Source organism: Chryseobacterium pennae (assembly GCF_003385515.1).
In the GTDB taxonomy this organism is placed as follows: domain Bacteria; phylum Bacteroidota; class Bacteroidia; order Flavobacteriales; family Weeksellaceae; genus Chryseobacterium; species Chryseobacterium pennae.
On sequence record NZ_QNVT01000016.1, the window covers coordinates 1 to 22,468 of the forward strand.

A 22,468-nucleotide genomic window follows, 5' to 3' on the forward strand; every position below is an offset into this window, starting at 1 on the left:
GAAAATAGAGTCTGATACACGAAATAGTTCGTTTCTATGCATTCGTTTAGTTCACTTTATTTTCTCTGGTTCTTCAGTATTTAATTATTATCTAATTTACTTCTAAATCCTTTTGCAAATCTAAAGGCATTCGTGGCAAAAAATCAGGTCTTAGAGTTTTCCAACAATAATCTTAATGATCATCAAACTCATTATTCTTTAGCAACTCTGCAAGAACCTTTTTAGCACGCATCACGCGAACTTTGGTATTGGCAACAGAAATTCCCAGTTCTTCGGCAATTTCCTTGATACTTTTTTCTTCAAAAAACCTAAGCTTGATAATGTCTTGATAATTGGCATCCAGAGATTCTATGGTTTTAATGATTTTCTTCTGCTCTTCTTCAGAAATCAGAAGTTCTTCCGGAGATTTTGCATATTGATTTTTTACCTCATCGAGATTTTCAACGGCATCTTCGTTTTCACGGCTCTTCTTTCTCCAAAAGTCTATAACTGTGTTTTGAGCAATGGTGAGAATCCAGGTTTTAAACTGAAAATGCGGATCAAACATATCCAATTTCGATAATACTTTGGAAAAAACATTCACAGTAATTTCGTCAGCATCATTTTCATCTTTTACTTTTTTCATTACAAAAGAGAAAACATCCACCCAAAAAATATTGATGAGTTTAGTCTGGGCCTTTTGGTCTTTATCTTTGGCCTTTTGAATAAGCAGGAATAGCTGTTCGTCGTTCATTAATAACAAATATAGAGTATTTGGGGGGGAAATGCAAAGCGCATAGGCTCTCATTCGTTAATTTTGCTTTGCAAGTAAATGGCCAATCAGGAAAAGTATTAATTTTATCTCCTGTTTGAGATATTTTGCCATTTTACCTTCCCTGGCTTTTGAATTTATACTTTTGAATTTATTATCTTTGCAACTTAAAATTTTAAAGAAAAAAATCAATGAATTCCTTTATAGAAGAACTGAAATGGCGTGGTCTGTTTGCTGATATGATGCCTGGAACCGATGAACAGCTGAATAAAGAGGTAACCACTGCATATATTGGTTTTGATCCCACTGCCGATTCTTTACATATCGGAAGTCTTATTCAGATTAAAATTTTAGCTCACTTCCAGCAGCATGGCCACAAACCGATCGCGTTGGTAGGAGGAGCTACAGGAATGATCGGTGATCCATCCGGAAAATCTGCCGAGAGAAACCTTTTGGATGAAGAAACTCTTTTACATTATGTAGACTGTCTGAAAAACCAGCTTTCAAGATTTCTGGATTTCGCAGGAAACGGGCCTAATAAAGCTGAGCTTGTAAACAACTACGACTGGATGAAGAATATTTCTTTCCTTGATTTTGCTAAAAATGTTGGGAAGAATATCACTGTAAATTACATGATGGCTAAAGACTCTGTAAAGAAAAGATTTTCAGGAGACGGAGGTGCAGACGGAATGAGTTTTACAGAGTTTACTTATCAGCTTATTCAGGGGTATGATTTCCTTCACCTATACCAAAACAATAATGTGAAACTTCAGATGGGAGGTTCTGACCAGTGGGGAAATATCACTACAGGAACAGAACTGATCCGTAGAAAAGCTCAGGGTGAAGCCTTTGCATTAACGGTTCCCTTGATTACAAAAGCTGATGGTTCCAAATTCGGAAAATCTGAGAGCGGAGAAAACTATTGGTTGGATAAAAAGAAAACTTCTCCATACAAATTTTACCAGTTCTGGCTGAATGCTACCGATGAAGATGCTGAAAGATTCATTAAATTCTATACTTTCCTTGGAAAAGAGGAAATTGAGGCTTTAGTCGAAGAGCACAAAACAGCTGCCCATGAAAGAAAACTTCAAAAAAGATTAGCAGAAGAAGTAACAGTCTGGGTACACGGAAGAGAAGAATATGAAAAAGCGCTTAAAGCTTCTGAAATTCTTTTTGGACGCTCTACTGCTGAAGATTTGGTAAGCCTTGATGAGGAAACTTTCCTTGAAGTTTTTGACGGAGTTCCACAAAAAGAAGTAGCAAAAGCGGATGTATTGGGAGTAAACATTGTTGAGCTTCTTTCTGAAAAATCCGGATTCCTGAAGTCCAAGAGTGAGGCACAGAGAGAAATCAAAGGGAATGCAATCTCTATCAACAAGCAAAAAGTAAATGATACTTTTACAGCGAATGATACGGATCTTATTGACGGCAAATTCTTATTGCTGCAAAAGGGTAAGAAAAGCTATTTCATTGTAAAGGTTATTTAATTTTAATACTACATAAAAAACGGCCGCCGAGATAAATCTCGGCGGCCATTTTATTTTAAGTCAAACAATATTTTTTCTAAAAAAAATTAATTGACCTTATTGGAGAATTCCCGAAAGCGGTTGGCTCTTCTGAAAGTCCCCAGATCATTAAACCGGACCCCATATTTCCTCAATATTTCCTGGGCCTGTTTTCTTCCTATATGACGTACATAAAATGTCTCGTTAACCACAAAATGATGAATGCTGTGGGTCCAGCCAAAAAAGAAACAAAACACCTGCATAGGGAAAGTCCACCATACATTCAGGACCTGTGTCTGTTCAATCACATTTCCTTCCTCTATATCACCGAAATAATGCATATTGGAGGTGATAAAATGTAAACAGAACTGTCGTAATAAATTGGGAAGAAAAATCGTATAAATAACCACATGTAAGCTGCTTAATATGTTTTCAATATAAGAAGGAAAACCGAAGTCTGTCATCATCCTTGCATTGATCCAGTGCAATAGCAAATCTGCAAAAAAGAGATACAATATCACATGAGCCAAAATGGTCACGGGTATTAAACTCAAAAATGTAATTCGTTTTAAGGTTAAAGAAGTTTCTTTCTTAAGGTTTCCGTTCTCCACTTCCCTGTCCATATCCTTAAACATTTGCTGGAGACGCAGAAGGCCACCTAAAACAATATCAGCCGTGGTCAATAAACGTTTGATGGACCAGCGTTCACCATTCGTTACCCCACGTTCCTCCACGTCATGTAAGGTCCCTGAAAATTTATGATGATGATAATGCAATGTACGTCTGATCCAAGGATTAATCGTTAATGGACGTAAAATCCAGACACTTAAAAGCATAAAATGATGTATTGGTTTTTGCTTCTTAAAATAGAGCCAATGAATAAGGTCATGCTCGATCTCGTGAAGAACTCCCATAAAAAAGGCATTCATAATAATCATCAGCCAGGTTGGAATAATTGCTTCATACCAGCCAACAGATGTAGCAATAATCGCAATAATTGAAAGTAAAAATATAGAAAACCCAATGCTGTCCTGCCTCTTCAATAGAGGATATTGTTCCTTAAGCTCCTGATAGGATTGATTAATCTCTTTCCTTATGTATCTCGATTTCTCCTGATGTTTCACTATTTAGTGATTTTGTAATCAAAAATAATAAATTATACAATCACTCAACACATAAATAATTATTATTAATACAAATACATTAAAAAATAATATAAATAGCATCATATCTAACTAAAACAAAACCAGCGTTAAGATGAATCTCAACGCCGGTTTCTTTATTTTGAAAGTATTAGTTTTTTTTAAAATACATAACTGGAAGAAGCAGAAAGGTACTGACCGCTGGAAGTTCCTTCTTTTTTCAGTTCACCGTCTACCCAAATCTGAACTTTTAAAGTAGAAGATGCGTTTGCACCTACAGCATTTACCGCTACATTTGCATTATAAGCTCCTTTTTCTGCAGTCACTTCAGGGCTGGACCACGTTGTTCCGCTAAGGCTGGAAGCTGTAGTTGGGTTACCATCAATTCCATACACTGCTACACCTATATCACTTCCTGCAGAAGCTATTGCCTTGAAAACCACTTTATGACTTTTATTTGCTCCATTCACATTGTTATCATCATCGTCATCTTTACTGCAAGAAGTTACAAACCCCAATAACATAGTTGCAAGAAGTACTACAAACGTACCTTTCAACAGCTGACTCATTCCTGGTTTTTTCATAATTTTTTTGTTTAAATTTTAGTTACTTTATTTGATATTCTATGATTAGTGATTCTGTATGTGCAAAGCTATTAGAGTCATCAAACATTATCAATCCTGAAAAATGTGTAATTTTTTCTACCTAAATTCAGGTATTTTTTATGCTGAAATTTTTAATTAAATTCAGCGTTTATAAAAAAGATATTCTACAGAACCGATACCCGATGAAGAGATTACTGATCCTGTTAAGTCTATTGCTGTCTTTTGGTGTACAGTCACAGCAACTGATTCCCCTTAATGAGAAATCTTACTTAGACAGCTTACAAAGCGTAATAAAGAGTAACGGAGCAAACACGGCAAAGGCAAATGCTTCTTTTCTGCTGTCCAATTATTACAGAAATATAGATTCTCTTTTAAGTAAAAAATATCTGGAAAACGGTAAAACATTCATTAAAGGCGATGACTTTCTATCTGCAAAGTATAATTTCTATGAGGCTCAGTATAACCTTGACCGAAATAAAGGGAAAGCAGCTATTTCTTATCAAAAGGCTATTAAACAATTCTCAAAATTCAAAAATGAAGAATCCGATCTCTTTCAGGCTGCAGCCTGGTACAGCTATGGAGTAACACAGAAGGACAAGGAAGGATATCCTTTTTTGGTAAAGACAATCCTTGAAAAGAGTATTCCACTGGCAAAAAAATATGAGAACAGCAGAAACCTGGGATTTTTATATACTCAACTTGCCGTGATCCTTACCTATAATGCAGAATTTAAAAAGTCTGAAGATTATAATACTAAAGCTTTACAGATTCTTGAAAAACACGATCCCAATTCTCCGGAATTATTTTTCACTTACTTAAATTTAGCCAACAATTTCTGCTATCAGGCCAAGGGAGATGAAGCTAAAAAGTTTTTGGATAAAGCCGAAACTCTTATTGAGCCTCATCCGGATTCCTCCGTTAATGCTTTTTATTATTATGGTAAAACGCTTTATTATATTACCAGACAAAAGAACCCGGAAGCCTTACCCGTTATTGAAAAAGGGATTTATTATGCTAAAAAGTTTAATCAGAATCTATTGGCACAGATGTTCTATTTCAATAAATATGACATTTTAAGAAAGTTAAAAAGATATAATGACGCAAAAAATGTTCTTGAAGATGTTTTAACAGAAAAATCCCTTGCGCTTGATCTTAACAACCGAAAAACCATTTATAAGCAGCTCTCTTCTTTACATGAGGAAATGGGCAATACTAAACAGGCTTTGATATGGGAACAGAAATATTCCAAGCTTAATGACAGTCTGAATACAGAAAATGTAAAACTGGAAATCAATAAAATTGAATCCAAGTTTAATGCTGCAGAAAAAGAGAGAAAAATAGCTACGTTAAATTCCGAAAAAAAGCAAAAAGAGCTGGAAGTTAATAAGAAAAATTCCTATTTATGGGGACTAAGCCTTTTTTTATTACTAGTCCTAAGCCTCCTGATTTTTCTTTATATCATCTTCAGAAAAAACAAAAAAATCTCTGAGCAGAAGATCAATGATATAAAACAGAAAGAAGAACTTTCCTTAACCAAAGCCATTCTGGACGGAGAAGAAAGGGAAAGAGAACGTATCGCAAGAGATCTTCACGATGGTTTGGGAGGAATGCTTGCCGGAGTAAAGATCAATTTTTCTACGTGGTCAGCCAGTCACTTAGACCCTGAAAAAGATGCAGAGTTTTACAGGATTCTTGGGCAACTGGATAACTCTGTCAGTGAATTACGACATGTTGCCAGAAACCTAATGCCTGAGTCATTGCTTAATTTCGGTTTGGAAACAGCCCTGAATGATCTGTGTGAATTTTACAGCAGAAAAGATATGGACATTGATTTCCAGGCGATCAGCATTGAGAAAAATCTGCCAATCAATATTCAGCTCAATATCTACAGGATTGTACAGGAATTATTGGCTAATGCCATTAAACATGCTGAAGCCAGCAGTATTCTATTACAGTGTTCGCAGTCTGAAAAAGACTTCTTCATTACTATTGAAGACAACGGAAAAGGATTTGAAAGCAACAGGGAACAGAAAACCAAAAGTATGGGACTCCATAACTTAAAAAACAGAGTAGATTATCTGAAAGGAAATATGGAAATCAGTTCCGACAGTCAGGGCACAACGATTAATATAGAACTCAATATAGATGGGGACTGAAAAAATAAATATTGTCATCGTAGACGATCATCCTATCGTCATCGAAGGACTGAAAATGATGCTGAGCAGCCAGCCATTCTTTAATATTCCGGAAACTTTTACTTCCGGTTCTGAAATCATCAGCTTTATCGGATCCAATAAAGTGGACATTATCCTTTTGGATATTACACTTCCGGACGCCAATGGTACAGAGCTTTGCCGGGAGATTAAAAAAATATCTCCCGATACTTCTGTCATTATGTTCAGTAACCGTTCAGAAAGAAGTATCATCATGCAATCTATCCAAAACGGAGCGAGTGGCTATCTTCTTAAGAATACCTCTATTGAAGAATTAGTGATCTGCATTAAAGGTGCGTTATCCGGAGACATTGTTTTTTGTAATGAAACCAAACAGATCATCAGTAAACCTTCTCAAAATGAACTACCAATTCCAAGACTTACCAAAAGGGAGAAACAGATCCTGCAGCTGGTAGCACAAGGGAAAACAAGCAACCGGATTGCGGAAGAGCTGTTTCTAAGTCCGCTTACGGTAGATACTCATCGTAAAAACCTTCTCCAAAAATTTCAGGCTAAAAACTCTACAGAACTCGTTAACCAGGCTATAGAGTATCATCTGATTGAAAAATAAAAAAACCGCTCCAGGAGCGGTTTTTGTTTTATATAATAGTTTTATTTACGGTTCTAGGAAACTGAAAGCAACTTTGGCAACTTTGTTATCACCTTGTCCTGTAACTTTAGCAGTTCTGGCAATTTCTCCATCTATATAAAGAGTAATTGTCATTTCCGAGTTCGCCTGTGGCAACATAGCATTAGCTGCAAAATTAATCTGTGCCTGGCTTGAATTTACCCATACTTCTCCACTTGACCAGCTTTCTTTTAAAGGCTTAAGATCAGTACTGTAGGTAGTATTCTGAGCAGTTCCTATCTGAGTTACTGTAGAGATAAGTTCTCCACCTGTACTGGTTTTAGCTACAAATTGAACCACGTGATCCTTAAATTCTTCATCTTCATCTTTTTTACACGAATTTACAACAGTAATCACTGAAAATAACAAAACGAATAAAGAAGAAAGTCTAAGTAAACTTTTTAAATTGTAAAATTGCTTCATTTCTCCAAATAGATTTTTTAATGTTCCAAATATAAGTTTTTTATTAATATAAAAATATCTTTGATAAAAATTTTACAACATTTTTTTACAAAAAATATCAAATTAATAAAAAATAAAATCAAGTTAAAAAACCCAATAATACAATGTAATTCATTAATTATTAAACATAAAACATCTTTATATTTAGAATTATTTTAATACTGATAAAAACAGAATATAAATATTCATAATGATACGCTCTCAGATCAGAGATCAATCCTTGCTGTAGCCGGAAAATGATTTTCAGATTCCTCTATATGAATAATAAAAGATAGGATTTACAATGTAATTTATTAATTATATTTGCTGTATGAATTTAGATTACTTAGTAAGAGAGCCGGAAAATATTACATCTTCGACCCCTATACTTTTTATGCTTCATGGCTACGGCAGCAATGAGCAGGACCTTTTCAGCTTCAGAGAAACCCTTCCTAAAGATTGGATCATCATTAGTTTCAGAGCTCCCAGAGATACTCAGTTTGAAGGGTATTCATGGTTTGATATCAACTTCAATGATCCTGAAAACTATATTGATGTTCCTCAGGCTAAAGAATCTTTAAATTCTGCATTGGAAAGCATATTAAAAGCAATCAATCATTATGGTCTTACAGAGAGTAAGGTCCATTTGTGCGGCTTCAGCCAGGGAGGGATATTATGCTATGCCTTGGCCTTAAAACACCCTGAGTTATTTACAAATGTTGCCTGTCTGAGTGCTTATGCGGAAGAAAAGATTCTGGACGGAATTGTAAAGGACAAAAAGAAACTGGAAAAACTGAGATTTTTTGTATCCCATGGTACGGATGATGCTGTAATCCCTCTGGAATGGGGAAGAAAATCGGCTGAGTTACTTTATGATCTTAACTGCTACTTTACATTCAGAGAGTATATGAGTGGTCATGGTGTGAATCAGAAAAATTATATGGATCTGATGGATTTTTTCTCTAAATAAGCAGAATTCATTTTTTCAGATAAATTCAACACAAAACAATAATTCATTGTAGTTTATATAAACATTCCTGCATTTGGGATGTTTTTTTATTACAATAAAGATAAATTCAGTAAATTCAGTAAATGAAACTAAAGCTTCTTTTACTGGGTTTATTATTAGGTATTTTTATTAATGCCCAGGACACTTTCAGGCTGATCAATACCAACAAAACGGTTATTCCTTTTCAGCTTATCAATAATCTGATTTTCATTCCTGTCAATATTAATGGAGCTGACCTTACCTTTATGCTGGATACGGGAGTAGCAGAAACCATTCTGTTCAGCCTGAATAATAAAGAAATTAAACTGGAAAATGTTGAAAAAATAAAATTCTCAGGTCTTGGAGGAAGTTTAAGTATCGATGGGTTAAAGTCTGAGCGTAATCTTGCCAGGGTCGGTGATCAGATCATTAATACTTCCATGTCTATTTATGTGATCCTTGATGAGGAATTCAATATTTCTTCCCATGTTGGAATCCCCGTAAACGGCGTTATCGGCTATCATTTTTTTAAGGACCATCCTATCGCCATTGATTATATTTCTAAAAAAATAACGGTCTACGAAAATATAGATTCTTTAAAAAAGAAGATCAGAAAGTTTGATGAAGTTCCGATCAGCATTGAAAAAGATAAACCTTATCTTATTGCTGATGTAGAAATGACCAATGAAAAGAAAGGCTCAAAACTGCTGATCGATCTTGGAAACAGTGATGCCATCTGGCTCTTCCCTACTCTTATCAAAGATTTTGTTTATAACAGACCTAATATTGATGATTTTCTCGGCCGTGGATTCAATGGAGATATTTATGGTAAAAGAAGCAGAATTCATAATTTTTATATCAACGATTTTAAGTTTGCCAAACCTCTTACAGCAATGCCTGATGAATTCTCCATTCAGCATGTGAAATTGGTAAAAGACAGGAAGGGCTCTGTAGGTGGCGAAATCATGAGACGGTTTTCCATCATTTTTGATTATGCTAACAATAAACTATATTTGAAGAGAAACAGAAATTTTGATGATCCTTTTCATTTTAATATGAGTGGACTGGATTTCAAACAGGATGGACTGGAATGGCAAAAGGACAGAGTTCAAATTGAAACCCAAACAATGGGTCATACAGATAATACGAGTAATGCCACCGAAGTATATAAAGACTCCTTTCAGTATAAATTCAGTCTGAAACCCATATTTTCCATTGCTGGGATCAGAAAAGATTCGCCAGCTTATGAAGCAGGGTTAAAAAAAGATGACAGGATCATCAGCATCAATGGAAATAAAACTTCAGATATGAAGCTTGAGAGCATCCTTGAGATCATGAAATCATCTGAAGGACGAACCATCACCATGATTATTCAAAGACAGGAAAAAGAAATGACTTTCCGTTTTAATTTGGAGGACCCAATTCCTTATCAAGATAAATAGTATGACAACCGAAGAAACCACCTTAGACAAAATAAGAACCCGCCCGAGATTTAAGATGTTTACCCATCTTACCAAGGAAGAGTATGCTGTTAATCTGAAAAAATATCTCGCCGAACATAAAACTGAATTCTCCGGCAATATCAATAAGGAAGTAGCTACTATCTGGGTGGAAACGAAGGATGATAATTACTGGAAACCCCGCCTTGCCCTCCGTGTTGAAATAGAAGATGATGAAACAGTAATACGTGGAATTTTTGGCCCCAGCTCTGCAGTCTGGACATTCTTTATGTTCCTTTATTTTACCTTTTCCATTTTCTGGATGACCTTCTTTACCATGTATTACGTAGAAAAACAAATAAAAAGCGCTGAATACCCTTGGGCACTGAGCGCTTCTTTTGTCATGTTATTTTTTATTCTTCTTACTTATATTGCTGCAAGGTTCGGGCAGCATAAAGGGAAAGATGAAATGCTTAAATTAAGACAATTTGCTGAGGAATCCACTTTACAGTTTGAGAAGAAGATTATTTAGACAAAGTATCTGTAGGTCTTTCATTCTGAATTGGAGTAGCCATTGCTTTGGCTGTTTTAATAGAATCGGCTACTTTTTCTCTGTTGGCTTGTTCCTTCAGCATTTTAGGAACATCCGGTTCCAACAATTTTGTCAGCTCTTCTACAGAAATGTTATTGGCATTAGGATCATCAAGAAGTTTTTTCCATGGTCTTCTTCCGCCCCAGTTATAGTCACCAAATACCATTACTGCAGTACCTCTTGCTTTTGTAGTGGCCCCACCAGGATTCAGGATCCAAGTATCAGCATAAGAATACAGCCACTGGGCATCTTTTCTTAATAATCTTAAGCAAGAGTGTGAAGCCGGATATCCCGGAAGTGTATATTCATGCCATCCGATACCACCTATATTGTGGATATTAAAGTTATAAGGAAGTTTCCATTCACTGCTGACTGTAGAAATAGAGAGTTTCTTTTTCCAGTTGGCAAAAGTAAGACCTCTTGTGGTCTGTGCTGCTTTTTTTCCCATACTCGTTGGCCCCCATTTTACAAGACCTCCATTGGAGTACACAGCATAAGCCTGAATAGGATATGAAAAGATCACAAATTTTTTCACACCGCTTAATACATCAAGCTGCATGGGAAACGGCGAATATGCCATCAGAGTAGTATCTATTTTCGCAGGAACCACCAGCGTATCGGCATTCCATTTGCTTTTAGAATCCAGCCTGTTTAAGGCTAAAATAGCAGTACGTTCCTTCTCATCATATTTTTTACTGAATTCCGCATATACAGAATCCCTCATTTTCTTGTCTTTTGGAAGGACAAAGGCATTATAAAAACCATTCTCCTGCATCATCGGCGGAGCTGATTCTTTTTTTACCACAGGTACTGAATCTTTTTTTATAGAGTCTTTTTCTGCTTCAGGAGTCTCAGAAGCAGAAACGGTATCTTTAAAAGTATCGCTTATCTTTTCTATTTCTTTCTTACAGGAAACAAGAAATACTGCACAGAAACAGGCGTATAGAAATGATTTTTTCACAGATATGTTCTTCATAAATAAAACAGGTCATTTAGTTTGGCTACCCAGTACAAATATCAGACCTAAAATTGAATCCTAAAAGACATTCTGAAAAATACCGTAAAAAAACGGTATCTAATAAGTTTTATCTACAGTAATTTATTGGTTTTAGCATAAGATAATGCTTCTGCAATATTGCTTACTCCAATTTTTTCAAAAAGTTTTTTCCGATGAAATTTCACCGTATCTGCCGTAATAAAAAGCTTGTCAGCAATTTCGCTGATCGTATGACCACTGGTATGCAGGCTTAAAATCTCATATTCGCGTGAGGACAATTTTATCTTTTCACTTTTCTCCCATTTATCTGCTGTGAGATCATACTTCCAGACTTCATCGGAGCCTTCTCTGCTAAGTACTACATTCCCGGAGGAAGTATTATTAGAAAGGGAAACAGCACATAGAGCCTTCCACACCTGTCCGTCTTCAGTAAGGAACATAGGGGCAAGTTTATGATTCACCAGGATCATATTCTTTTTGCTATTGATAAGATAAAAGTCATAGGAAATGGAATACAGCTTCCTGTCCTCTATAGGAATCTTATCATAAAACTTAAATCCTGCTTCATTGATCTTAATCAGCATTTCCACATCTTCAGGTTTTACATTCTGAAAATAGAATGCATACCCCAGATTTTTTACTTCTTCTGACGTTTTCCCACATAAAAAAAGAGGATTTTCTGAGACATATTCAAACCCTTTAGTTTGATAGTTGATGACATACAAACTCTGGTATGTGGTTCTGGCAAGTGCTTTTATAGCCTCCAGATAATCACCACCCTGGCTTAAATCAATGTCAGCATCTTTACTGACCTCATTTTTTTCGTTGAAAAACCTGTTAATCTGTTCCATATTTTTTAAAAGCGTTCTTCACTACTACACTAAAGGATAGTTTTTAGCTTTCATCCCACAAATCTACACAAAAGTGTAGCGATTCTCAAAATACCGTGATATACATTTGCAAATGATTTGCATGATTGTACCTTTTTCAGAACCGCATCATCAGGATGAGTCTGAAAAACATCACATATAGGCTATCAAAAAACACCAACTTTTGTCATCAATAACCATGATATAGAAGCTGCAGAAATTCGGTCCAAACAAAGTTGATTCGTCAAGTTTTTATCGTAAAATAACTCAGACAATGACACCTAATTCAGACTAAATATTAAATAATTGACCGAATAGAAACAGCTCAAAAGATCAGCCTTTTAAACAGCATAAATCTCTGCTTTAAATTACAAACTGATCAGCACACCATATCACTGATTTTTACTATTACTGTCCTATCAGACAGTAATTTTTTTTTATATAATATTCACCTTTTCAATTCATAATCCAAGAAAGAGATCCCATTATCTTTATGACTGAATTTTATGATTGAAATAAAGAGTTCCAAATCTCCAATAATAAAAAATCCAAATTGCAAACCAGGGCAGATTCGTAATCAGAAAAAACAGAATATCCTCTCCATTGATTTTTTGTCCTTCCGTAATCATAAAGAAATAATAGATGATAAAAAGAATCGGAAGCAAAAACCAACACAGAAACGTTTTCATTTTGCTATGAAAAGATCTAAAAAGTGAAAACAGACTACTGAATGAAACAATACTTAAAAATAAAATCCAGATAATCACCAGACCATAAGCCAAACCACTCATATCACAATTTCTTGGATGTTCCCCCATCTCGGGTTTAGTAAGGTTCATAAATACAATGAGAAGAATGGTTGAAATAATAGTTGAGAAAAACCAGGTCTTCAATACTGATAATAATATGAACTTCTTTTTTGACATCAAATTCTGCTTTAAATGCTAAAGTAATTATAACTATTCAATTTTACAAAATATACCTGATTGTTTTCTGACTGATATTTAATAATTTGTTAAAGATACCATACCCATATTATCTATAATTTTGACAAAATATCAGTTATCATGTTATACATCATTATGGTAGTTGTACTACAGGCACTTATCACCCTAACCCTATTACTCTATCTCATTAAAAACAGGGAATCTGTCCTGAACATGCTGATACTGTATATCGGAGTGGTTGCATTGGATATGGGATATGAATATTTCATTATTCAGAGATTCGGCTATGAGTCTGTTCTTTATGAAATTCCGGGAAGTCTCCGGGTTTTTAAAGGGCTTATCTTTTTATATATTACCACTTATTTAATTCATGCCAAATGGAGAGACAAGCTTAAATATCTGATTGTTCCACTTACATTAATTGTTGTTCATCATGCCATTGCCTTATCTGCAAAAATCTTTGATCTGTCCTGGGCAGATATTGCTATCAGGTCATACCAGGCTTATTTTACTTATTATAGCTATTATTGGGTAGCATGTCTTATTACCTGTATTTATTTTCTTACAAAATACCGTAAAAGCATCACTCATCCCGTGGCCAGTAATTTCCGCTATCTGGTCTGTTATGTATTAATGGGTGTACTGGTTTTCTGGACGGTTTATCAATTGGGCTGGGATACACTAATCTATCAGAAGGTCTACAGTCTTCTATTTCTTTTCCAGTTTGGATGGATTTTGTACGTTTATATTTTAACGTACCAGCATAGGCTGCTGGAACAGCAAAATACATCTCCCTTTCAGGTTCCCAAAGAAACCTATCAATATAAAGACCTCTCAAAAATAGATTTTGACACATTACAAAATGCAATTATCTCTTTTTATAAAGAAAGTGATATCTATCTGGATGAAGAATTTACTTTGGATCAACTTTCCAGCCATTTAAAAATAAGTAAAGCAGATCTAAGTCTTACTTTTAATAAGCACCTCAGCACCAATTTCCATGAGTACACCAACAGAAACCGGATTCAACATTTTAAACAAATCTTATCAGAGGATCCGTCTGCCAGTGTCATTGATCTTGCTTTTCAATGTGGTTTTAAATCCAAATCAACTTTTTATAAGTATTTTAAAAAGGAATTTGATTGTCTTCCCTCTCAGCTTATTCACTAATTTACAATTATTTAATATTAACAACCCATTGATTTACAATACAGTTCACCTCGAACCCAGCAGAATTGGTTGTCTTAAATTTAAATGAACTAAAACTTTTTGATGAGCCGGCATCTTTGTAAAAATTTCACTAAGATGTCACGAGAAAGTCTTTTTCTAACAAAAGCAGCATTTTTTCTTTTAGGCCCTTTAGCCTTTGCACAGACCTCAGTTCACGGAACTGTAATAGACAGTCAGGGAAATCTTCCCAATGCCCTGGTTTACATTGAAAACAGTGGTCAAAAGGTTACTTCCGATACCGACGGATCCTTCGTTTTGAATAATGTTCATGATGGCAGTTACAAGCTTGTTGTAGAATACAAGGGCTATGATACCGTTTACATTCCTTTCAATGTAACAGACAAAAAAGAGGTAGATCTTGGATTGGTTAAGTTTGGAAGTAAGCCTAAAGAAAACAGTATTCAGGAAGTAGTGGTCACCAGTGTTTACAAAGCCTCACAAGCCAGAGCCATTACAATGAAGAAGAACTCCAACACCATCACAGAAGTGCTTTCTGCCGATGCCATTGGGAAACTTCCGGATCGTAATGCAGCAGATGCGGTACAACGGATGCAGGGAGTATCTATTGAACGTGATATGGGTGAAGGACGCTTTGTAGCGGTAAGAGGAACTCCTATACAGTGGACAGCTTCTACTTTAAATGGTAACAGAATGCCTAGCGCAAGTGGTGACAATGCCAACCGTGGAGTTCAGATGGATATCTTCCCTTCAGAACTTATCCAGAATGTTCGTTTATCTAAAGCCCTAACTCCGGATCTGGATGGTGATGCCATTGGCGGAAATGTAGATTTTATTACCAAAACTTCCCCCAATAAAGAAACTTTAGCCATCAGTATGTCTTCCGGATATGTTAACATGTCGAAATCCCCAACGTACAACTCTTCCATTGTTTATGGCAACAAAATTACCAACAAACTGAAATTTATTTCTTCTGCCGTGATTTGGGAACGTTCTACTGCCATAGATCAGATGAGAAATATTTTTAACTATGGCCTGAAAGACAAAACAGCCTCCTACTCTATCAATCAGCTTCAGCTCCGTGATTACCTGGCAAACCGAAGAACACTTGGATTTAATCTAGGTTTGGATTATGAGATCAACAGCAGGAATAAATTATACTTTAAAGGGTTGTACAGCCAATATAAGGATGGGCAGTCCGTAAGGGAAACCTATTTTAATTTTGATAATAAAAATGTAACCCTTCAGGCCCGTCATGCAGATTATCTCACAGACCTCTATTCTATGCAGCTGGGTGGAAATCATCAGGTGGGACAACGTTTGGAAGTAAACTGGTCTTTATCCAAAGCCCGTTCAGAGTTCAGATTCAACTCTCCGGAAAATCTTGACAGAAATGAGAGAGGCTATCCTATGGTCAATTTTGTACAGCCAATGACCTATGGAAATCTTTCTGCAGATGGAAGAAAATATATGGCAATGGATGCTCCTGATGGCATCGGAGATACCGGAAGCTACATCTTACCTTATAACCAACAGGTTATAGCAGCGGATAAACTGAAATTAAATCAGGTTATCCTCAGTCAGAATCACAACAGTGAAACAGACCTTAGAGGCCAGGTGGATTTAAAATATAAAGTCTCTGATAATTTTGAACTTAAATTCGGGACAAAATATAACAATAAGAATAAAAACGTAGACAGTTCTTTACTGGTATGGATGCCTAAATCCGCACTTGGAATTCCCGGAGCTCCGGTAACTTTTATGAGCCAGCTTGAACGCGAAGCATTCCCATATAAAGGAGGTTTTATGAATCCTCTTGGAAATCCTTACAATCCTGTTATCATGGATCAGATTACGAACGGACAGATTGATCAGATGTACAACCCCGGTACACAGAACAGTTTAGGACTGATGCAGGTAAGCAGTAAAGACAGCAGTTCCAATATCACCAGCTCTTACCGCGGAACCGAAAACGTATGGGCTGCTTATATGATGGGAACATGGAAAGTGACCGATCAGCTTCAGATACTGGGAGGTTTCAGAAATGAATACAATGATATTACGTTCTGGGGTAAAAAAGTAGTTTCGGATAAGGATCATAAAACGGAAGATATTAAAGACAGTAAAACCTACAATGTTATACTTCCCATGGTCAATATGAAATGGAATATCAACAGTAACCGTATTCTAAGGCTGGCTTATACCCGTTCCTTTGCAAGACCTGATTTCAATGACCTGAATCCGGGAACCATCGTCAATGATATCACTAACACCATCACTCAGGGAAATACTAAACTGGATCCTACATTTTCCAACAACTTTGACCTGATGTTCGAGAACTACTTTGGAAAACTGGATCTGATTACCGCCGGAGTATTCTATAAAGACATTACCAATCTCATTTATAAAGATCAGTCAGTGGCAGATATTGGAGGCAGAACCTACACCTTTACCGCTCCTAAAAACCTTGAAGGAGCAAAACTGTTCGGTTTTGAGTTGGGGATCTCCAAACGTTTTGAAAACTTACCAGGATTTTTGAAAAATCTAGGTTTTGAAGGGAATTATACCTATATCTCTTCCAAAATGAATATGCCGATTTATGAAAACGGACAGCAGAAAGGAACCATGTCTACTACAATTCCTAATCAGGCAAAACATATCTTCAATACCATCTTATTTTATGAAACCCCTAAACTGATGCTTCGTGTTGCCGGTAATTATAAAGGCAATTATGTAAGCGAGATTAGAGCTGCTGCAGGGGCAGATCATTATCAGTATTTTGATAAAAACTTCACTGTGGATCTTTCTACCTCATACAGTATTTCAAAAAATGTCCGGTTATTTTTAGAGCTTAACAATATTTTCAATGAACCCAACCGCTATTATATGGGAACTAAAGACCGTGTAGAAAATATGTCCTACTCAGGGATGCGTGGACAAATGGGATTCACTTACAATTTTTAATCAAAAAATTTATTCATCAATGAAAAAGTATATCTATGGAGCTGCATTCTGTATGACAGCATTATTACAGGCACAGAACCAATGCCAGAATCCAAAGATCAATCAACTGCAGATTGTGGGAACACATAATTCATATGCTCAGCCTGCAGACCCCAAAGTTTTGGATATGGTAAGCCCAATCATTAAAGGGATGATGCAAAAATATGACAGTATGATGTCTGAAGAACAGAAAGCAAAGTTCAAGGAATATCATCCTAACGGAATGGATATCCAAGAAGGTTTGAACTATAACCATCCTGATTTTACAGAACAGCTCAATGCCAATCTGCGCGGCCTGGAAATAGATGTTTATTATGATCCGGAAGGCAACAGGTTCAGCCATCCCGCCTCATATGAAGCTTTAAAATCAAAAGGAGTAACAGATTTAGCTTCTTTTAATACCAAAGGATTGGATCAGCCTGGATTTAAAGTGTTACATATGGCTGATATTGATTTCAGAACCCATTATCCTACTTTGAAAGATGCCCTTATCACTCTTAGAACATGGTCGGATCAACATCCCGGACACACCCCTGTCTTTATGATGATTGAAGCAAAAGATTCAGGGTTTCCTATTCTTGAAAACAGTACAAAGGTTTTAGCATTTGATAAAAAGGCTTATGATGATCTGGATGCTGAAATTGTAAAATATTTGGGAAAAGATAAGATCATTACCCCAATACAAGTTCAGGGAAAATACAACACCTTAAAAGAAGCAGTCACCCATAATAACTGGCCAAAACTGAATGACAGCAAAGGGAAATTCATCTTTATGCTGCTGCCGGGAAGTGCAGGAACCTTGTCATCTAAAAACAATCCTTATCTTATAAACGGCTCACTGAAAGAAAGAGTGATGTTTCTGAACAGTGAACCTGAGGATTCTTTCGCAGGATTTATATTAAGGGATAATGCCATTGTAAGACAAAAAGAAATTCAGAAACTGGTAAAACAGGGATATATGGTAAGAACAAGATCAGATATTGAAACCTATGAAGCCAAGGTTAATGATTTTATACGATCTAAAGCAGCCTTCAGTAGCGGAGCACAAGTAGTCTCCACAGATTTTTTCCGTCCGGGAAACACCTATGGTACTCCTTACTTTGTACAGCCTCCTCAAGGAAAAGACTTCCTTGATAACCCTGTCAACAGCTCATGTAAATAAAATTAAAGCCGGCTCTGTTTCCAGAGCTGGCTTTTTACAATATTTTATGCTGATCTTTTACACTTTATTTTTATCGTAAATCACTTTTCCTTCTTTAATGGTTTGAAGGACCTTAATGTCTTTAATTTTCATCTTACCCTCTTTTAACGGATTCTTATCCAGAATGACCAGATCTGCAAGCTTATTTTTCTCCAAAGTTCCTTTAGTAGCCTGTTCCATATACTGAATAGCCGGGTGTATCGTAATAGCCTGAAGTCCCTGATAAGGAGTAATACGTTGATCTGGACCTATTGACACATTATCCGATGAAATTCTATTGACTGAGGACCAAAGCACCATCATTTGATTCAATGGAAGAACCACAAAGTCTGTATGATTGGTTGGCTTTAACCCCAATCCTATCGCATCTTTCATTGGACTCATATACGCAGCCTGCTTAGCTCCTCTGTTTTTAATATGTGCATCAGCAAAGTAGTATGTATGCAAGGTATAAAATGAAGGTAAAATTTTATATTCCGGATATTTCTGCAACTGCTTGTTGTTCACAAACTGAGAATGTATCATTGTCACATGTCTCTCTTTTCCAAGGTCATGTTTGGCTACCATCTCATGAGCTTTCAGAAAGGTAGCAATCGCAGAATCCCCATTAGCATGAAGATTCAGAGGAACTTCCATTTCATACACCATTCCAACCATAGCATTGATTTCAGCTTGTGAGAAAGTAAGTTCTCCTGTCCAGTTTTTGTCATCTTTATTACTAGGGCTTCCGGTAAGATAAGGGTCCTTAAAGAAAGCTGTTTTACCTTGAGGTGAACCGTCTATTGTAATTTTAACGCCTCCTATTTTAAGGTGATTATCATATTTCAACCAATCTTTTTTAGGGTATTTTGCCAGAATAGATTTCAAATCTCCAATAAAGGGAAATGCAATAATATCAATCATATTCACATTTGCTTTATTAGCATTTTTCATAATTTCCAGGTCATTAAATTTGGTAGCTCCATCATGAGCTGTTGTAATACCAGCTTCTGCATATAACATCTGACCTCTTTTTGACCACGCAATCTGCTGGTCCGGACTAGGTTTCGGTAAATTGTCAAAGATTGGTAAATAAGCAGTTTCCATAATTAAACCATAAGGTTCACCATTGCTGTCCCTTACAATCACACCTCCTTTTGGAGTTGGAGTATCTTTCGTGATATTAAATCTTTTAAGAGCTTTAGAGTTTAATACCGCCCCATGCATTGAAATATGTCCTACTATAACAGGATTATCCGGAAAGGCTTTATCCAGATCATCCCTGTTCAGCAATCTTCCATCCGGCATTTTTGTATCATCATAACCATACGACTGAATAAGAGAATCTTTAGGAATGTTCCCTTTATCCTTAAGCTGTTTTATGGTGGCAATAATTTCATCTACATTATCACCTTTTCCATCAGTAATAGGCTTAGGAGAAACATTTGCCTGATCTGATACCGTTAAAGAATTGATGTAATGACTGTGAGCATCAATAAAGCTAGGCATTAGAGTTTTTCCTTCAAGATCTGCCAATTTTGCGTCCGGAGCCTGTTTTTTTGCTTCCTCCAAACTGCCTATATAAGCAATTTTTCCATCTTTAATCCATACCGCTTTAGCATAATTTGGAGTATCTCCTGCCATCGTGAGGATATCGCCCCTGAAATAAATAACTCCATTACCTGTAGCTTCCGTAATGTCTTTGTACGTAGTGGTTGAGTTCTTACAGGAGATTAAACCGGCAAGAGCAATACTCAACAGAAAAAACTTAATCTTTTTCATGTCAATTTTTGATTTTTGTTATTAGTTTTTTATTATTAAACCGTCCCTACTATCAGGACTAATTTTTTAAACAATAAAGAATTACCTCACAATCAACATCATACAGGAGGCTAGTATCATCATCAATTTATTTGAGAGTGTTCCGTAAAAGTATTTTGAGAATGATAAAAAGAAAATGATATTGCCGATCCTACAATCCAGGGTGATCTTTTCTTAGTTTAAAGCTGGTCTGATTTTTAAATTTAATTAAACACAGATCTACAAATTCCTTTCCATGGAACTTTCACTCTTAACGGCTAAGCAATATTTACAAAAATAAAAGAAATTAAAAGATAAATTTAAAATAATTTGTAGAAATAATTACAACTATTAATAGAAATAATTTTATATAATTAAAATAATCACAATACAACAAACGATTTAAAATCCTTATTATTCAAAAATTCTTAAAACCGATACAAATAAAAAAAGTCTTCCGATGATAGAAGACTTTCTTTTTCTTTTGATAAGTATTGTCCGGAATTTTCCGTGGAAATCTATTATCCCGGAATATCTGAACCTTTTCTGCTAATCATCATTCTTGTCGCCAGAATATGTTCGCAAGGCCCTTGTCTCAAACCGTTTGCTTTATAAAAGCTGCATTGGCAGTTTCCATCAGTTAAACGTTGGTCTTTATCAACAAAAGCTTCCGTTTTGTGAGTGAAATTATTTTCTTTTATGGTTCCCTTAATATGGAGAACCTCATTTTTTATACTGTAATCAATTTTTACCTTCCCTTCGGAAATGAACTGATCAGCTTTTTCTTCTAACGGGCTGGAGAAGCGAAGCTGTTTCATATCCAAAGGTTCCTGAGTCAGTTCACGAACTCTGTACAATCCCGAATTAAGATCATAAATAACCCTTCCCGCCTGTGTATATGAGGTAAGTGAAGCTGAAATGGTAGCAGTATCAAGATCTAGTTTTTTGGAAAGATCAGTAGTTGTTCCAAACCATGTTTCCTTTAAGGCATTGAAAACTTTTTCCTGTGTCAGTAAATCTACATGACCTCTTGGAGCCATCAGATCAAAATTTCCAGCTCGGCTCCAGTCATTGGTTGTCCAGCCTGAAAGTCCCAGTGTAAAGGACATGTCTCCAAGATCTGCAATATAAAATGAAGGCAGCCCATTTCCCAGCAAAACCACTCTGAAATTTTGAGTGATAGGAATTAATCTTTCCAGAATCAGCAGCCTTCTTCTCCCCCAGATTCTGATCGTCTTGCTTTCCGGTCCTTTATAAATAGAGCGGTGAAAGGTTAAAACTTCATACCATGGCTCAAAAACGGCCTGAATAGGTTTTCCAGGCTCAAGAATAAAACGCAGTGCTCTCGGCCCTTTTTTCTCTTTAAACCTTCTTAGATACTGACAAATACTGAAAATATCCATCGGATGAAGATCAAAAGTGGTGGCTGGTAAAGTCATTGCAGAGCTTACCTGTAAAAATCCACGAACCCAGGAATCAGGTAAATCTATTTTTTCTTCTTTGTAAACTTCTTCATTTGTAGTAAGCGCTTCAAACCCTGAAGGATCAATTTTAAACTCGGTATCCTTATAATCTCTTATTTTTTGGAACTCATTATAAAGTGCAGCTGAATAATCGATATTGGTTGTTCCACATTTGAATTCGTTGATTTCTGTGAAAACATTATAGCTGCTGCTCAGTTTTCCGTAAGTGGATTCGTCCTGACTGAAACATTCAAAGAAAACTTCATCAGGATGTACCGTAATAACAGGATCAAGAACAAACCAAGCATCTTTATCTTTTTGATACAGATAATCAAAGTAGGCCTTTTTTGCGGTATTGAAAGGGCCTAACACCCTATTTTTTTCTTTATAAACATGATCCAGCTCTCCTCTTACTTCAGCCATTCTTTTCCGGACTTCTTCTATCTGAAATTCTGCCATATAATCACTCAGCCAAAGTTTTTCCTGTTCTGCAACCCATTCTCTGTACTCCTCTCTATCCTTTGGTTTGAAACGAAGATCGGAAACCACCACATCATGCAAAGCTGAAATCGCTTCCCTGAAAGGTATTTTTTTATTGAGCTTACCCACAAAAAATGTTGGGTCTCTTTGCAGATCAGGAGAAAAGCTCATCTGCGTACTCGTTGCAGAGTTGGTAACCGCAGTATCTTTATGAAATTTATAATCGAATTGCATGGC

The 22,468-nt window shown here is 36.0% G+C and carries 18 protein-coding genes; 9 read left to right on the top strand and 9 right to left on the bottom strand.

What is annotated here, in order from left to right:
* Window positions 1-172: 172 nt before the first annotated feature.
* The gene (locus DRF65_RS16150; RefSeq protein WP_115971798.1) at window positions 173-733 is read right to left on the bottom strand and encodes an RNA polymerase sigma factor; all 561 of its coding nucleotides are present in this window, start codon (window positions 731-733) and stop codon (window positions 173-175) included.
* 209 nt (window positions 734-942) lie between these two features.
* On the opposite strand from DRF65_RS16150, the gene tyrS reads away from it, so the two are divergent.
* On the top strand, window positions 943-2,238 hold the full coding sequence (gene tyrS, locus DRF65_RS16155) for a tyrosine--tRNA ligase (RefSeq protein ID WP_115971799.1): 1,296 nt from the start codon (window positions 943-945) through the stop codon (window positions 2,236-2,238).
* An 86-nt stretch (window positions 2,239-2,324) separates the two neighbouring features.
* Here tyrS and DRF65_RS16160 read toward each other — a convergent pair whose 3' ends face one another.
* Both DRF65_RS16160 and DRF65_RS16165 read right to left on the bottom strand, forming a co-directional pair.
* Window positions 2,325-3,380, bottom strand: a complete 1,056-nt coding sequence (locus DRF65_RS16160) for a fatty acid desaturase (RefSeq protein WP_115971800.1) — start codon at window positions 3,378-3,380, stop codon at window positions 2,325-2,327.
* Window positions 3,381-3,559: 179 nt separating this feature from the next.
* Entirely contained in the window at window positions 3,560-3,982 is a 423-nt protein-coding gene (locus DRF65_RS16165; protein WP_115971801.1) for a hypothetical protein, read from the bottom strand.
* 140 nt (window positions 3,983-4,122) lie between these two features.
* On the opposite strand from DRF65_RS16165, the gene DRF65_RS16170 reads away from it, so the two are divergent.
* Complete coding sequence (locus DRF65_RS16170; protein ID WP_115971802.1) at window positions 4,123-6,159, top strand: tetratricopeptide repeat-containing sensor histidine kinase; 2,037 nt, start codon at window positions 4,123-4,125, stop codon at window positions 6,157-6,159.
* Window positions 6,149-6,787: a response regulator gene (locus DRF65_RS16175; RefSeq protein WP_115971803.1), complete on the top strand. Its 639-nt coding sequence runs from the start codon at window positions 6,149-6,151 to the stop codon at window positions 6,785-6,787. The genes DRF65_RS16170 and DRF65_RS16175 overlap by 11 nt, the downstream gene beginning before the upstream one ends.
* A gap of 45 nt (window positions 6,788-6,832) precedes the next feature.
* On the opposite strand, the gene DRF65_RS16180 is transcribed toward DRF65_RS16175, so the two are convergent.
* Entirely contained in the window at window positions 6,833-7,267 is a 435-nt protein-coding gene (locus tag DRF65_RS16180; protein ID WP_115971804.1) for a hypothetical protein, read from the bottom strand.
* A gap of 349 nt (window positions 7,268-7,616) precedes the next feature.
* On the opposite strand from DRF65_RS16180, the gene DRF65_RS16185 reads away from it, so the two are divergent.
* From DRF65_RS16185 to DRF65_RS16195, 3 genes are all read left to right on the top strand, one after another.
* The gene (locus tag DRF65_RS16185) at window positions 7,617-8,255 is read left to right on the top strand and encodes an alpha/beta hydrolase (RefSeq protein ID WP_115971805.1); all 639 of its coding nucleotides are present in this window, start codon (window positions 7,617-7,619) and stop codon (window positions 8,253-8,255) included.
* A gap of 122 nt (window positions 8,256-8,377) precedes the next feature.
* On the top strand, window positions 8,378-9,715 hold the full coding sequence (locus DRF65_RS16190; RefSeq protein WP_115971806.1) for a PDZ domain-containing protein: 1,338 nt from the start codon (window positions 8,378-8,380) through the stop codon (window positions 9,713-9,715).
* A 1-nt stretch (window position 9,716) separates the two neighbouring features.
* Entirely contained in the window at window positions 9,717-10,244 is a 528-nt protein-coding gene (locus DRF65_RS16195; protein ID WP_115971807.1) for a hypothetical protein, read from the top strand.
* Here the strand turns inward: DRF65_RS16195 and DRF65_RS16200 are convergent.
* The 3 genes from DRF65_RS16200 to DRF65_RS16210 form a co-directional block, all read right to left on the bottom strand.
* Window positions 10,237-11,280: a L,D-transpeptidase gene (locus tag DRF65_RS16200; RefSeq protein WP_115971808.1), complete on the bottom strand. Its 1,044-nt coding sequence runs from the start codon at window positions 11,278-11,280 to the stop codon at window positions 10,237-10,239. The two genes, DRF65_RS16195 and DRF65_RS16200, sit on opposite strands and share 8 nt — an antisense overlap.
* A 113-nt stretch (window positions 11,281-11,393) precedes the next feature.
* The gene (locus DRF65_RS16205; protein ID WP_115971809.1) at window positions 11,394-12,152 is read right to left on the bottom strand and encodes a response regulator transcription factor; all 759 of its coding nucleotides are present in this window, start codon (window positions 12,150-12,152) and stop codon (window positions 11,394-11,396) included.
* A 509-nt stretch (window positions 12,153-12,661) separates the two neighbouring features.
* Window positions 12,662-13,096: a hypothetical protein gene (locus tag DRF65_RS16210; protein WP_115971810.1), complete on the bottom strand. Its 435-nt coding sequence runs from the start codon at window positions 13,094-13,096 to the stop codon at window positions 12,662-12,664.
* Window positions 13,097-13,237: 141 nt separating this feature from the next.
* Here DRF65_RS16210 and DRF65_RS16215 point away from each other — a divergent pair, with 141 nt between their 5' ends.
* From DRF65_RS16215 to DRF65_RS16225, 3 genes are all read left to right on the top strand, one after another.
* Window positions 13,238-14,287, top strand: a complete 1,050-nt coding sequence (locus tag DRF65_RS16215; RefSeq protein ID WP_115971811.1) for a helix-turn-helix transcriptional regulator — start codon at window positions 13,238-13,240, stop codon at window positions 14,285-14,287.
* A gap of 135 nt (window positions 14,288-14,422) precedes the next feature.
* Window positions 14,423-17,269 carry a TonB-dependent receptor gene (locus DRF65_RS16220; RefSeq protein WP_115971812.1) on the top strand — a complete coding sequence of 949 codons (2,847 nt, stop codon included), beginning with the start codon at window positions 14,423-14,425 and terminating at the stop codon, window positions 17,267-17,269.
* A 19-nt stretch (window positions 17,270-17,288) separates the two neighbouring features.
* Window positions 17,289-18,470: a phosphatidylinositol-specific phospholipase C domain-containing protein gene (locus DRF65_RS16225; protein WP_115971813.1), complete on the top strand. Its 1,182-nt coding sequence runs from the start codon at window positions 17,289-17,291 to the stop codon at window positions 18,468-18,470.
* A gap of 57 nt (window positions 18,471-18,527) precedes the next feature.
* On the opposite strand, the gene DRF65_RS16230 is transcribed toward DRF65_RS16225, so the two are convergent.
* Complete coding sequence (locus tag DRF65_RS16230; protein WP_115971814.1) at window positions 18,528-20,270, bottom strand: amidohydrolase; 1,743 nt, start codon at window positions 20,268-20,270, stop codon at window positions 18,528-18,530.
* Window positions 20,271-20,809: 539 nt separating this feature from the next.
* Complete coding sequence (locus DRF65_RS16235) at window positions 20,810-22,465, bottom strand: SWIM zinc finger family protein (protein ID WP_115971815.1); 1,656 nt, start codon at window positions 22,463-22,465, stop codon at window positions 20,810-20,812.
* Window positions 22,466-22,468: the final 3 nt, after the last annotated feature.

Coding starts and splice junctions, on each gene's coding strand:
- DRF65_RS16150 (WP_115971798.1), bottom strand. CDS start 733: ATGAACGACGAACAGCTATTCCTGCTTATTCAAAAGGCCAAAGATAAA.
- tyrS (WP_115971799.1), top strand. CDS start 943: ATGAATTCCTTTATAGAAGAACTGAAATGGCGTGGTCTGTTTGCTGAT.
- DRF65_RS16165 (WP_115971801.1), bottom strand. CDS start 3,982: ATGAAAAAACCAGGAATGAGTCAGCTGTTGAAAGGTACGTTTGTAGTA.
- DRF65_RS16170 (WP_115971802.1), top strand. CDS start 4,123: ATGCTGAAATTTTTAATTAAATTCAGCGTTTATAAAAAAGATATTCTA.
- DRF65_RS16175 (WP_115971803.1), top strand. CDS start 6,149: ATGGGGACTGAAAAAATAAATATTGTCATCGTAGACGATCATCCTATC.
- DRF65_RS16180 (WP_115971804.1), bottom strand. CDS start 7,267: ATGAAGCAATTTTACAATTTAAAAAGTTTACTTAGACTTTCTTCTTTA.
- DRF65_RS16185 (WP_115971805.1), top strand. CDS start 7,617: ATGAATTTAGATTACTTAGTAAGAGAGCCGGAAAATATTACATCTTCG.
- DRF65_RS16190 (WP_115971806.1), top strand. CDS start 8,378: ATGAAACTAAAGCTTCTTTTACTGGGTTTATTATTAGGTATTTTTATT.
- DRF65_RS16195 (WP_115971807.1), top strand. CDS start 9,717: ATGACAACCGAAGAAACCACCTTAGACAAAATAAGAACCCGCCCGAGA.
- DRF65_RS16200 (WP_115971808.1), bottom strand. CDS start 11,280: ATGAAGAACATATCTGTGAAAAAATCATTTCTATACGCCTGTTTCTGT.
- DRF65_RS16205 (WP_115971809.1), bottom strand. CDS start 12,152: ATGGAACAGATTAACAGGTTTTTCAACGAAAAAAATGAGGTCAGTAAA.
- DRF65_RS16210 (WP_115971810.1), bottom strand. CDS start 13,096: ATGTCAAAAAAGAAGTTCATATTATTATCAGTATTGAAGACCTGGTTT.
- DRF65_RS16215 (WP_115971811.1), top strand. CDS start 13,238: ATGTTATACATCATTATGGTAGTTGTACTACAGGCACTTATCACCCTA.
- DRF65_RS16220 (WP_115971812.1), top strand. CDS start 14,423: ATGTCACGAGAAAGTCTTTTTCTAACAAAAGCAGCATTTTTTCTTTTA.
- DRF65_RS16225 (WP_115971813.1), top strand. CDS start 17,289: ATGAAAAAGTATATCTATGGAGCTGCATTCTGTATGACAGCATTATTA.
- DRF65_RS16230 (WP_115971814.1), bottom strand. CDS start 20,270: ATGAAAAAGATTAAGTTTTTTCTGTTGAGTATTGCTCTTGCCGGTTTA.
- DRF65_RS16235 (WP_115971815.1), bottom strand. CDS start 22,465: ATGCAATTCGATTATAAATTTCATAAAGATACTGCGGTTACCAACTCT.